The organism is Nocardia sp. 852002-51101_SCH5132738 (genome assembly GCF_001665695.1).
In the GTDB taxonomy this organism is placed as follows: Bacteria; Actinomycetota; Actinomycetes; order Mycobacteriales; family Mycobacteriaceae; genus Nocardia; species Nocardia nova.
The window spans coordinates 1-12,683 of the sequence record NZ_LZML01000048.1; the positions used below are offsets into that span (position 1 = coordinate 1).

The following is a 12,683-nucleotide window of genomic DNA, read 5'->3' on the forward strand; positions in this document are numbered from 1 at the left end:
CCACCCCCGCACTGACCGCCTGATCGAACAGGATCACGCGGAAATCACCCCGATACACCACCCGCTTGGACTTGACCCAGCGATGACGCGGGTGTGCCGGTCCCTGGCGACGACTAAAAATCTGGGCAGGAACCAGGGCGAACCGCCACGTTTGTGCGCGCGGTTACGCCGCAGTGTCTCGATCGTGGGACGGATGCGCCGATGCTTGGCGCTGAATGCGAGCACCCTCCTCTGCATTGCGCAGCAAGAAACGACGCAGATGCCTGAAGGACGGCACTGACGAGCCCTGATCGCGGGACCTGCGATCCCGGATATGCCACCGATCGCTCAGTGGTGACCGACCATTCGCAGGCACAGTCGGCTGTAGTGGTCGCCGACTCTCTCTGGCGTCCAGGTGCCGTCCTCGTGGTACCAGCGTGCGATATCGATTCCCAAGGACAGGATTGCGCGTGCTGTCATAGCAGAGTCGAGCACCTGGAATGCGCCGGACAGCTGGCCCGCGGTGACGATGGTGTTGATCGTGCGCTCGATGTCGCGTCGAAGGCCGGCGATCTGCTCGGCATGTTTGGGTTCCAGCGCGCCGATCTCGTATTGCAGTACCCGAGCGTGGACGTGATAGCGGGCGTGCCAGATCGCGAATTCCCTGACCACTTCCCGAAGCTGATCCATCGGTGCCTCGAACCGGGCCGTGGTATCGCAGACGATCCGGTGGATGTCGGTGTGACCGCCGAGCGAAAGCTGGAACAGCAGTTCCTCTTTCGTTCGGAAGTGGGTGTAGACCGCGTTCGGGCTCATGCCCATGGCTTCGGCGAGATCACGAGTGCTCGTGCCGTGGAAACCGCGAGCGGCGAACGAGGTGAGCGCGGCATCGAGAAGGCGGGCACGAGTGTTGCGACCACGGACGTTCCCGCGGGTGTCGAGCGCGCGAGGCGTGTCCTGAGTCACAGTCACCGGTTCCTTTCCGGGTATTGACGCGATGACGCTGCCCGATGTTACATCTGGATCATCAGTTTCCGAGCGACTGCTCGGAAAGTTGTGGATGTGGTTGTCCCGTCCTGAGAGAATCCGAGGTTTCCGTGAGTCCAGATGATCGGATCGTCATCGTCGACCGTGCACGCACACCGATTACCGAACTCGGCGCAGTGACGATGTGCATCGACGGCGGCCAGGCGCCGGCAGCTCTGCTCCGTAGGGAGGGCTGAGATGCGGCGCACGATCTACGACCTCGATCACGAGGCGTTTCGTTCCTCTGTGCGGGCGTTTCTGCACAAGGAGGTGTGGCCGCACGCCGACGATTACATCGAGGACCGGGCGCTGCCCAGGCAGCTGTGGCGCGCCGCAGGTGAACAGGGCCTGCTCGGCCTGGACATTCCCGAGGAATACGGGGGATCGGCCGCCGGAGACTACCGCTACAACGCCGTGCTCTTGGAGGAGCTGGCCGGGGTCAACATGGCGTTGGCCTCGTCGCTGGCTATCCATTTCGACGTCGTGGCACCGTATCTGGTGCACCGGACCACCGAGGAGCAGCGTCGGCGCTGGCTGCCGGGGTTCGTGACAGGCGAGACGATCACCGCGATCGGGATGACCGAGCCGTCGGGCGGTTCGGATCTCGCGGCTCTCCGCACGACGGCCGAACCGCACGCTGACGGTTGGATCCTGAACGGCTCGAAGACGTTCATCACCAACGGCTACTCCGCAGACCTCGTCGTCGTGGCAGCACGGACCAAGCCGGGCTCACGGGCCGACGGGATCAGCTTGTTCGGTGTCGAAGCGTCGATGCCCGGATTCTCGCGCGGGCGCAAACTCGACAAGGTCGGTCAACCCGAAGCCGACACCGCGGAACTGTTCTTCGACAACGTCGTCGTGCCCGCCGCCAACCTCATCGGCGAGGTCGACGGAGGGTTCCGGCACATGATGCACGGGCTGGCACAGGAGCGGATCGGAGCCGCGGTCACGAACCTCGCACATGCCGCCCAAATTCTCGGTGAGACCATCGAATACGTCTCGCAGCGAAAAGCTTTCGGCACCCCGGTCGGCAGCTTCCAGCACAACAAGTTCCTGCTCGCGGACCTGACCACGCGCATCGACGTCACACAGGCCTACGTCGACGCCTGCGTCCTGGCCCACGCAGACGGACGACTGACCGGACCCGACGCCGCCAAGGCCAAGTGGTGGACCGCGCAGGTCCAGAACGAGGTGATCGACCACTGCCTGCAGCTGCATGGCGGATACGGCTACATGAACGAGGTGCGTGTCGCGCGAGCCTGGCGCGACGCCAGGGTCACCAAGATCTGGGCCGGCTCCAACGAAATCATGAAGGAAATCATCGGCCGCGATCTCGGCCTGTAAAGCATTTCGAGACAAAGGACATCGAACCCCCATGAGCAGAACGACATTCGACTACGGTGGCCGCACCGCCATCGTCACCGGAGCCGCTCGAGGCATCGGCCTTTACATCACCGGCACAGTTCTTCCCGTCGACGGCGGGATGTCGATGTGATGCAGCAGCAGCGATTCGAAGGCCGCGTCGCGGTAGTGACCGGTGCCAGCCGCGGCATCGGACTTGCCGTCGCACGCCGCATCATCGAGGAAGGCGGGCAGGTCTGCATCACCGGGCGGCGCACCGAGGGCCTGCAGACCGCAGTCGAGTCACTCGGCGGCACCGACAACGCGATGTTCGTCGCGGGCCACGCCGACGACGACGAGCACCAGGAGGACGTCATCGACGCGGTCCATCGCACCTTCGGGCGTCTCGACATCCTGGTCAACAACACCGGGATCAACCCGCTCTACGGTCCGATGATCGATTCGGACTCCGCGGCCGCACAGAAGCTCTTCGCGGTCAACGTCCTCGCGGGTCTGGAATGGGTGCGGAAGGCACTCGCGGCCGGCTTCGGTTCCACCGCTTCGGGGGCCGTAGTCAATATCGCCTCGGTCGCCGGACTACGGCCCGCACACAACATCGGGCTCTACGGCGCCAGCAAAGCTGCGCTGCTGCACGCCACCGCCCAGCTCGCCCTCGAATTGGCACCCGCCGTGCGCGTCAACGCGGTCGCCCCAGCGGTGATCAGGACACGGTTCGCCGGCCCGCTGTTCGAGGGCAAGGAAGGCGAACTGACCGCGCTCTACCCGCTGGGCCGCCTCGGCGACCCCGACGACGTCGCTCATGCGGTCGCCTACTTGGCCTCCGATCAGGCTGCATGGATCACCGGCCAGGTCCTGACCGTCGACGGTGGCCTGACCCTCGGTGGGGGCGTGTAACCACCACCGAGCGGCCGAAAGGCGTTTTCCGGGTTCCCGACGATGTCGGGTTCATCGAGCTCTGACCGCACACAGCAATGGGGCCGGGAACAATCCCCGGCCCCATTTCGATCGGTCGTCGGTGCAGTGCTGTATGGCCGTCTACCAGTGGTTGATGTGCAGAACTGTATCGAGCGGGGCGCGTTTGGCGGGCTTGAAGTCGGTGCCCTTCGTGTAGGCGACGGGCAGGAGCACTCCCTGCCGGACATTCACCGGAATCCCCAGCGCCGCGGCGATCTCGCGCTCGTAGTCCAGGTGCAAGGTCGTCCACGCCGAGCCCAAGCCGCGCACACGCAGCGCCAGAGCGAAGTTCCATGCCGCCGGGAGCAGCGAGCCCCACGACTGCGCCTGGTTTCCCGCCGGGAGCTCCCCGCCGGGCACGTGGATCGCGCCGATCACCAGCGCCGGCACCTGCTCCAGGATCTCGGCGAGGTACGTGGCACTGGATGCGACCTTCTCAGCGGTCTCGAGGTCCTTGGGCGGCTTGGCAGCCCGCGCAGCGGCACCGGCCTCCGCGTACGCGGAGTAGGACTTGCGGTAGTACTCGGCGACGATTCGCTTGGGTTCGGGATCGGTCAGGACGATCCAGTGCCACCCTTGCGCGTTGCTGCCCGACGGTGCCTGCAGCGCCACCTCCAGCGCTTCGGTGATCACCTCCAGCGGCACGGGCCGCTCCAGATCGAGGCGCTTGCGCACCGACCGAGTCGTGGTCAGTACCTCATCGGCAGACAGATCCAGGTGCTCGAATGTTTCCGCCATTGCTGGCTTCCTCCTAAGTCGGTGTCAGCGCCCAGCGAGACACAGTCTGCGGCGCTTCTGTCGAAGAATGCGAAGATCCCCTCGCGGGCCTTGTCAGCGGATCACCTGGGGCAGAGCATGGATGCGCTCCTCGGCCTCGCCGATCACCGTGCGCACCACGTCCGCGACGGAGCTGATGTCGTGGATGAGGCCCTGGCTCTGACCGGCCCACCAGATGCCGCCCTCGACGTTGCCCTTTCCGTAGACCTCAGTGCGGCCGCGCACCCCTGATGCGAGCTCCGCGACGTCGTCGAAGACGGCGCCGGGCCGCGCCCCTATCTCGGCGACCTTCTCGGAAACGCTGTTACGGGCCACCCGCGCGGTGTTGCGGAATTCGCGGAACAGCAGGACGGTGTCGCGTTCGGTGTTGCGGACGATCTGCTGCTTAGCGTTGTCGTGGATCGGCGCCTCGGTCGTCGCCATGAATCGCGTGCCCATGTTCGCGGCACACGCTCCCAGGGCCAACGCCGCGGCCAGGCCTGCGCCCGTGGCGATCCCGCCGGAGGCGATGACGGGAACCCTGAGAGCGCGGGTCGCCGCGGGAATGAGGATAAGTCCGGGAACATCGTCCTCACCCGGATGTCCCGCGCATTCGAAGCCGTCGATGCTGATCGCGTCGACACCCTTGCGCTCCGCCGACAGCGCGTGCCGCACCGAGGTCGCCTTGTGGATCACCTTCACACCCGCCGCCTGGAAGTCCGGGAGGTGCTGCGCCGGATCGGCACCGGCTGTTTCGACCACGGTGATCCCTGATTCGATGATCGCCGCGCGATACTCGTCGTACGGAATCGGGTTGATCGTCGGCAGCATCGTCAGGTTCACGCCGAACTTCCCATCGGTGAGCTCGCGAGTCCGTGCGATCTCGTGTACGAGAGCCTCCGGCGTCGGCTGGGTGTGCGCAGTGAGGAAGCCCAATGCTCCCGCATTCGCGACTGCCGAGATCAACTCGGCGACGCCGAGTCCCGTCATTCCTCCGCACACGAGTGGGTGTTCCACGCCGAACATGCGCGTGAATTCGGTTTCGATCATGAGGCGCTTCTTCTTTCGATCAGAGTTGGTCCCCGCCGCTCAGTGGGTCGGAGTTCGTTCGAGAAGGTTCGATTCCCCGTCACCCCTGGGCGATCCACTGCTCGTAGTAGGCGGGCATCGCGGATGCACGGGAAGTGAACTCGGGCGACCGCTTTCCCAAGAATGCTGCAACGCCCTCCTTCGCATCGCCGATGCTCGCCCAGAACAGCGCGAGCGACTCGATACGGTGCGCGTCGACCGGGTGCGAGAGGGCTCCGTTGCGGCGCAGCATCTGCTTGGCCTGGGCCACCGCGACCGGAGACCGGTTCCGCGTCCAGGCGTTCGCGACCTCGACGGCGCGGGCCAGCAGGTCGTCCGGCTCCCCCACCTCATCCGCCAACCCGACCCGCAACGCCGCGGCGGCATCGAGGATGTCCGCGCGGAGCACGAGATCCAGTGCGACCGACTGGCCGACGATCCGCTCCAGGAACCAGGTCGAGCACGCTTCCGGGGTCACGCCGATGCGGCCGAAGATCAGGCCCATCCGCCCCTGTGTCGAAAGGATCCGCCGATCCATAGCCAAGGTCATCGTGGCGCCGACACCCACCGCAGCGCCGTTGACGGCGGCGATGACAGGCTTGCGGCAGTCGTGGATGGCCAGCGTGACCCTGCCGCCGGGATCGCGGACGCGGGCGACCTCCGGATCGTCCAGGTCCTGCAGCTCGGCGAGGCCGGGACTCTTCGATTCGTCGAGCCCGAACACGTTCCCGTCTCCACTCAGGTCCATCCCTGCGCTGAACCCGCGACCCGCGCCCGTGACGATCACCGCACGGACGGCATCGTCGTCGTTGACCTCGCGGAAGGTTCGCTCCAGTTCATCGCCCATCGTCACGACGAAGGCGTTGAGATTGTCGGGCCGGTTCAGTGTGACGGTCAGGATGCCGTCGTCCACGTGCCGCGTGATGGTCTCGAACATGGTGGTACCTCGGTGATCTCGTTCGTGGATCGGGAATTTGTCGCGAAACCCTGGCTTCTTTCGTAGAAGCTAGCTAGACTCCGTCTGACTGTCAATAACGAAGTGAGGTGCATCGTGGACTGGCTCAGCCTGGACACTCAGAACTGCCCGGTGCAGCGCACGCTCGAGCTCGTCGGCGAGAAGTGGAGCCTGCTCCTCATCCGCGAAGCGATCAACGGCGTCCGGAGGTTCGACGACTTCCGGGACCATCTCGGCATGTCCGAGGCCGTCCTGTCCGACAGGCTCCGCAAACTGGTCGCCGCGGGCATCCTCGACACCCGCCCTTACCGGCCGGAGGGCGGCCGCACCCGCAACGAATACGTGCTCACGACCAAGGGCTGGGACCTCTGGCCGGTGATCGTCTCGCTCATGCAGTGGGGCGACAAGTACACCGCGGATCCCGAGGGGCCGTTCCTCGACGTCCGCCACGCCGACTGCGGCGCGCCGGTTCGCGTGGTCGTCGAATGCAGCGACAGTCACGAAGAAGTCGGCCGTAATCAGGTCGCCGTCAACCCGGGGCCATCGGCCCGCGAGCGCACGGCGGCCCGGAACCTGGAGTCACGATGATCGACGCAAGTCAGAACCTCGCCCCCGGCACCACGGACCTCCTCGTCCTGGCGACCGACTTCGACGACCGGGGCGGCTGGGTGCTCGACTCCCAGTTCCAGTCCCAGATGGGCGGCTCGTATCTTCTGGCCCACGGGCTCGGGACTCCCGTCGCCGATGCCTCGGCCTCCGTCGAGGTCCCGCACCCGGGCGAGTATCACGTCTGGGTGCGCGCCAAGGACTGGGTGCCTGCGCACCACCCGGGGCGCTTCACCGTCACTATCGACGGCCGCGCCTTGGAGACGGAGTTCGGTGCGAACGGCCAGGACTGGTCGTGGGAGCGCGCGGGCACCGTCCGTCTCCCCGCGGGTGCCGCGCGGATCGAACTCCACGATCTGACGGGCTTCGACGGGCGGTGTGACGCGATCTACCTCAGCCTCAGCGATGTCCCGCCTCCGGAGGGGAACAACTCCGTCACACGGGCGTGGCGCCGCCGCCTGCGCGGGCTGCCCGCCACGCCAGTAGACGCCGGCAAGTTCGACGTCATCGTCGTCGGCGGCGGAGTCACCGGTGCCGCAGGAACTCTCGCCGCGGCGCGCCTGGGGCTGCGCGTGGCCCTGATCCACGGCCGACCGGTGCTCGGCGGAAACGCGAGCGTCGAGATCGGGCTGACGCCGCGCGGGGAGACCGGTCCCCTGGTGCACGAGCTCACCGCGCGGCATCCCGACGGTGACCTGCTCGCCCGCGACGTACTCGACCGGGAGGCGAACGTCTCGGTGTTCACCGAGCACGAGGTCTTCGACGTCGTCGTCGACGGCCGGCGGGTCACCGCCGTCGACGCCCGCGACACCCATACCGGAGCGGAATGCCGGTTCACGGCGCCGATCGTGATCGACTGCAGCGGAACGGCGATCGTCGGCCTGCTGGCCGGAGCCCGCACCCTGTTCGGGAACGAATCCTCGGCCGAGTACGGCGAGCCGTCCGCGCCGGGCGAGCATCTCGACCAACACCACGGTCACACGGTCTTCTTCCGCACGCGGGAGTCCGACGGAGCCGTCGCGTTTCCCGACGTCCCTTGGGCGCAGGAGGTCGCCAAGGACTACGCGAATCTGAACGGGCAACTCATCAAGCCCGGTGAGGACAACGGCCCCGGCCCCGTCGCCGGGCGTTTCCGCACCCCGGATCCGGAGACCCGCCGCCGGATGCTGGTGCCCGCCACCCACTTCTGGGAGTACGGGCAGTGGCTGGATCCGTACACCCAGGGCGAGGAGATCCGCGACCACCTCCTGCGCGCGGTGTACGGCACCTTCGCCAACGTCAAGCAGATCGAGCCCGAGACCTACGCGAACCTCGCACTGGACTGGGTGGCCTTCGTCGCGGGGCAGGGCGAGTTCCGGCGTTACCTCGGCGACTACGTCATGACCGAGAACGATATCCGCGAACACCGGCACTTCGCGGACGTCGTCGTGCTGAACTCCGGCGCGTTCTGCCTGCACTATCCGATCGACGAGAACTACGACTTCCGGCTCCGGGACTGGAAATGGGACACCCGCGACGGGCTGCCCTTCGAGGTGCCGTTCCGGTGCCTGTACTCGGCAGACCTCGACAACGTCATGATGGCCGGCAAGCACATCAGCGTCACTCACATCGCCGGGTCGGTCACGAAATTCATGGGCAACGGCGCCCAGCACGCCATCGCCACAGCCGCCGCCGCGGCACTCTGCCTGAAGTACCGGGTGACGCCGCGACGACTCGCGACCGATCACATCGACGAGCTGCAACGAACGGTAGCGGGGCTCACGGAAGCTGGTCGGGGAGGAACCGATACGGCCTGCAAACCCTCTGAGAGGCTGGCGGGCTCGCGAACGCCTTGATCATCGAACGGTATGTGACCGACGACGGGGGACGGATCGCTAGAGCCGCGGAATTCCAGTGCCCCAACGGATCCGGACCCGTCCCACCGGCGGAGCGGTCCGCAGACACTGCTGACAACGCACTGGAGCACTCGAGGCGGCAATGGCAGCGCTCCGACCCTACAGAACAAGCCAAGATCGTCACGAGGGGCATGGACGACGCGGCTGCCGACGCCGGTCGACCTGATCCGCGCCGACGTCGCGCCCGATCATCAGGAGACCGATCGGGTGTCCCCGATGTTCGACCGGATCTTCGATGTCGACGCATTTCGGTATCACCTCGACGTCGGAGTGGGCAGCCCCTCGGACATGCCGAACTGCTTCAGCATCACCTGCCGTGATCTACCCGAAATCCATTGCCTATCACTGTTTTCCGCCCCTGACCGCCCAAACCACCTTCAGACGGCCGGCCCGGTCGGACCGGCTCATGACCGCGCTGACCGTGCCGCGCCACGGCTGAAGCTTCCGAACCACGTGAGAGGAATTTCATTCGATGTTGAGCACAATGCAGGACGAGCAGCTGTCACTCGCGACACTGCTGCGCTACGCCGCTACATTCCAGGGCGACAGTCACGTCTCCACCTGGACCGGGGACGGCCTACGCACCCAGACCTATCGCGAACTCGGCCAGGACGCGGCCCGGCTCGCCAATGCCCTGCGTTTCCTGGACATCGGTGTCGGTGACCGGGTCGGCACGTTCATGTGGAACAACAACGAGCACATGGCCGCCTACGCGGCAGTACCGGCCATGGGCGCGGTGCTGCACGCACTGAACATCCGGCTCTTCCCTGAGCAGTTGGTGTATGTGGCCAACCATGCGGAGGATCAGGTCGTCATCGTGGACGGCTCGCTGCTACCGACGTTCGCGCAGTACCTGCCGAACCTGACGACGGTCCGCCACGTCATCGTCGCCAACGGTGATGCCGCCACGCTGGAGTCTCCCGAGGGCGTCACCGTGCACTCCTACCGGGAGCTGCTCGACGCCCAGCCCGACACTTACGACTACCCGGTCATCGACGAACGTTCCGCCGCCGGCATGTGCTACACCTCGGGCACCACCGGCGACCCCAAGGGTGTCGTCTACTCACACCGCTCGAACTGGTTGCACGCCACGCAGGTGATCTCGCCCAACGGCATGGGCTTCACCGCGAGCGACACCATACTGGCCATAGTTCCGTTGTTCCATGCCAATGCCTGGGGCATCCCGTATACCGCGCTCATGTCGGGCGCGAATGTCCTGATGCCCGACCGCTTCCTACAGCCGGCGCCCCTGCTGCAGATGATGGCCGAGGCCAAGCCGACGTTCGCCGCCGCCGTGCCGACCATCTGGGGCGGCGTACTGGCCGGCCTGCAGGCACAGCCGCAGGACATCTCGCACCTGCGCACCTGTGTGGTCGGCGGCGCAGCCGTCCCACCGTCGATGATGCGGGCGTTCCAGGAGCGGCACGGCGTGACACTGCTGCACGCCTGGGGCATGACCGAGACCTCGCCACTGGGTTCGGTGGCGCACGCACCCGCCCACGCCGAGGGTGAGGAGGCCTGGAGCTACCGCTACACCCAAGGTCACTTCCCGGCCGGTGTGCAGGCGCGCCTGGTCGGCGATGACGGTTCGGTGCTGCCGAACGACGGAGAAGCCCTGGGCGAGTTGGAAGTTCGCGGCCCGTGGATCACCGGCGCCTACTACTCACCGTCGGGCGGCGAGGTCGATCCCGACAAGTTCCACGACGGCTGGCTGCGGACCGGCGACGTCGGCAAGATCAGCCCCAATGGCTATCTCACCCTGGTCGACCGCTCCAAAGACGTCATCAAGTCCGGCGGCGAATGGATTTCGTCGGTAGACCTGGAGAACGCCCTCATGGGTCACCCGGCGGTGGCAGAGGCCGCCGTCATCGGTGTCCCGGACGCGAAGTGGGACGAGCGCCCATTGGTCGCCGTCGTCCTGGTCGAGGGCGCCGAGGCCGAACCCGAAGAGCTGCGGGACTTCCTGGCCCCCAAGTTCGCCAGGTGGCAGGTGCCCGAGCACTGGTGCTTCATCGTCGAGGTCCCCAAGACCAGCGTCGGCAAGTTCGACAAGAAGCGCCTGCGCGCCCAGTACGCCGACGGCACCTTGAGCGCGGTCACCCTGAGCTGACATTCACCGGTCGGGTTCGAGGCCAACGGATCGACCGCGACGTCTGCGTGCTGCCTGCAGGACTATCCGACCGGGCAGCACGTTCGCGACGCCAAGTGCGATCCACTGTGCGAGGGCGCCACCGCGATCCAGTCGCAGGACTTCGTCTTCCGCAGACCACTCGCGTGGGTGCACCGAAACCACCTGGGCTGCAACCCGAAACAGCCCGCAACATCCACACCGCCCTCCACCGCGCACTCGTCGACACCGTCAACGTCTGGAAATACCACGACGACAACCTCGCCGACGACTCGAACCAACCCCGCATCACCCAGACACGGCGACCGGTCTGGACGCCCAACCACGCCACGAAGCGTACGAGGGCCGGCTCGGCTGAGCCCGGCGGAGGCGGCGGGATAAATGCTGACCGCCGTACAGAAGCGCCCGGTGCGCATCGCATCGCGCATCGCGGTCGCGGCGCAGGCGGTCAACAGCGTCTCGCCACCGGCAGTCGACGCGTTCATCAAACGGCGGTGGACCGCCCCGAAGAAGTGATCGGGTCGGTTACACGGAATGCCGAACGCATGACGGATCGCTCCCCGGTGACAGTTACGGGACTGCCTCGGATTCACACCATGTTCCCTGCACCGCCGACGACGTTACCGGGCTTATATCCGATTCAGGACGGCCCGGTCTTCAAAACGGTGCGAACGTCCACCAGAGGCGGGAACGATGCAGTCTTCGCAGCCCGGCCCAATGGCAGCCGCGACGACACTCTTGCCACCCAGTCCTGAGCCGCCACCTGCTCACCCACGATCCCCGCCGTCTTTGGAGGACACCAAGAAGCAACTTGTCGAACGAACTGAAAACTTCAGCACCGCACACAATTTCCTGGAAGCCCTTCAGGACTGGGACCACCTGGGCCGCGCCCAAGCGATCGCAATCCCAACCGTCCCATACTGTTTCAACTAATCCGCTGGTCACCACCGGTTCCGCCGTGTATCGCCCGAACCCAGTGCACGCCGACTCATCACGCTTTCCCGTGATGCCAAATCCAATGCCACGAATCTCGACAAAAGTTTAGGGCGGCCCTGAACCTGCTGGTTAGGACCGCCCTCTTAGTAGCGGGGACAGGATTTGAACCTGCGACCTCTGGGTTATGAGCCAACCAGCGACGGTCCCGGGTGTGTATTCATGTGCGTAACGTCCCTGTCTGCACAGGTCAGCAGGGCCGCAACGGTCCGTCCGGTCCGTCCGATCCCACCCCGTCCCGACGGTTACATCCCGTCGTGATGCCAAATTTGATGCCACGCCCCCAACGATGACCAGCGGTTTCCGGAAAGCGGCGAACGCATCCGCGCGGCCACCACGAACGCGACATCACCATCTTGGAGACACGCCGACACCCGCTGCAAATGTGATCCGGTGGGATTTTGCGCTGCCAACGGTTTCGACGCTGTGCGGCGAATCCGGCCCCCGCACTGCACCATGTCGCCCCGCCACCCAAACCGCCAGTTTTACAGACAAAGCTAATCCAGCTGTCAGGCAAGGAGTAGCACCACCCGGACCGGACCTGCCGGAGTGGTCGGTCTGTACTTCGTTGGGTTTCGTGGCGATGGGCGCGGCCTGCGTTCTCAGTTCCCGATCAGGAATAGGCCAACGGCCGACTCTGGTCTCCCAACTCCGGTACAGAATTCCGCGACGTCGTTGGCCTTCAGCTCGCTGACCGCAGCGGCAACCGCATGCGGGAGATCGGCAGGTTTGGGAGCAGCATTCACCATGTGATCATGACATCGGCCATGAGGCTGGCTCGCGGCTCCCATGTTTGACGGGAAGTGCCCCAAGATGTCACGCTCTTTGGCTGCAAGTCGCTAGCGGTCGATGGTTCCACCCTGCGAAACCCGAAACGGCCCGACGGTCAAGTCCAAGCGGGTGGTGTATCGGGGTGATTTCCGCGTGATCCTGTTCGATCAGGCGGTCAGTGCGGGGGTGG

The 12,683-nt window shown here is 65.8% G+C and carries 10 protein-coding genes; 6 read left to right on the top strand and 4 right to left on the bottom strand.

What is annotated here, in order from left to right:
- Positions 1-327: 327 nt before the first annotated feature.
- Positions 328-951, bottom strand: a complete 624-nt coding sequence (locus A5789_RS07375) for a TetR/AcrR family transcriptional regulator (protein ID WP_227463146.1) — start codon at positions 949-951, stop codon at positions 328-330.
- 252 nt (positions 952-1,203) lie between these two features.
- Between A5789_RS07375 and A5789_RS07380 the strand changes: the two genes are divergently transcribed.
- Together A5789_RS07380 and A5789_RS07385 are read left to right on the top strand one after the other, a co-directional pair.
- Positions 1,204-2,349 carry an acyl-CoA dehydrogenase family protein gene (locus A5789_RS07380; RefSeq protein ID WP_064902362.1) on the top strand — a complete coding sequence of 382 codons (1,146 nt, stop codon included), beginning with the start codon at positions 1,204-1,206 and terminating at the stop codon, positions 2,347-2,349.
- 150 nt (positions 2,350-2,499) lie between these two features.
- Positions 2,500-3,261 (top strand): SDR family oxidoreductase, encoded by a 762-nt coding sequence (locus A5789_RS07385; protein ID WP_064902369.1) that lies wholly within the window; start codon positions 2,500-2,502, stop codon positions 3,259-3,261.
- Between the two features lie 141 nt (positions 3,262-3,402).
- Here the strand turns inward: A5789_RS07385 and A5789_RS07390 are convergent, their stop codons facing one another.
- From A5789_RS07390 to A5789_RS07400, 3 genes are all read right to left on the bottom strand, one after another.
- Entirely contained in the window at positions 3,403-4,059 is a 657-nt protein-coding gene (locus A5789_RS07390) for a nitroreductase family protein (protein WP_064902363.1), read from the bottom strand.
- 93 nt (positions 4,060-4,152) lie between these two features.
- Positions 4,153-5,127 carry a nitronate monooxygenase family protein gene (locus tag A5789_RS07395; protein WP_064902364.1) on the bottom strand — a complete coding sequence of 325 codons (975 nt, stop codon included), beginning with the start codon at positions 5,125-5,127 and terminating at the stop codon, positions 4,153-4,155.
- 79 nt (positions 5,128-5,206) lie between these two features.
- The gene (locus A5789_RS07400) at positions 5,207-6,082 is read right to left on the bottom strand and encodes an enoyl-CoA hydratase-related protein (RefSeq protein ID WP_064902365.1); all 876 of its coding nucleotides are present in this window, start codon (positions 6,080-6,082) and stop codon (positions 5,207-5,209) included.
- Between the two features lie 114 nt (positions 6,083-6,196).
- On the opposite strand from A5789_RS07400, the gene A5789_RS07405 reads away from it, so the two are divergent.
- From A5789_RS07405 to A5789_RS38220, 4 genes are all read left to right on the top strand, one after another.
- Entirely contained in the window at positions 6,197-6,688 is a 492-nt protein-coding gene (locus A5789_RS07405; protein WP_064902366.1) for a helix-turn-helix domain-containing protein, read from the top strand.
- Positions 6,685-8,541 carry an FAD-dependent oxidoreductase gene (locus A5789_RS07410; RefSeq protein ID WP_064902367.1) on the top strand — a complete coding sequence of 619 codons (1,857 nt, stop codon included), beginning with the start codon at positions 6,685-6,687 and terminating at the stop codon, positions 8,539-8,541. Before A5789_RS07405 ends, A5789_RS07410 begins: the two co-directional genes overlap by 4 nt.
- 532 nt (positions 8,542-9,073) lie before the next feature.
- Positions 9,074-10,711: a long-chain fatty acid--CoA ligase gene (locus tag A5789_RS07415; RefSeq protein WP_064902368.1), complete on the top strand. Its 1,638-nt coding sequence runs from the start codon at positions 9,074-9,076 to the stop codon at positions 10,709-10,711.
- A gap of 399 nt (positions 10,712-11,110) precedes the next feature.
- Positions 11,111-11,245, top strand: a complete 135-nt coding sequence (locus tag A5789_RS38220) for a hypothetical protein (protein ID WP_255401744.1) — start codon at positions 11,111-11,113, stop codon at positions 11,243-11,245.
- The last annotated feature ends 1,438 nt before the right edge of the window (positions 11,246-12,683 follow it).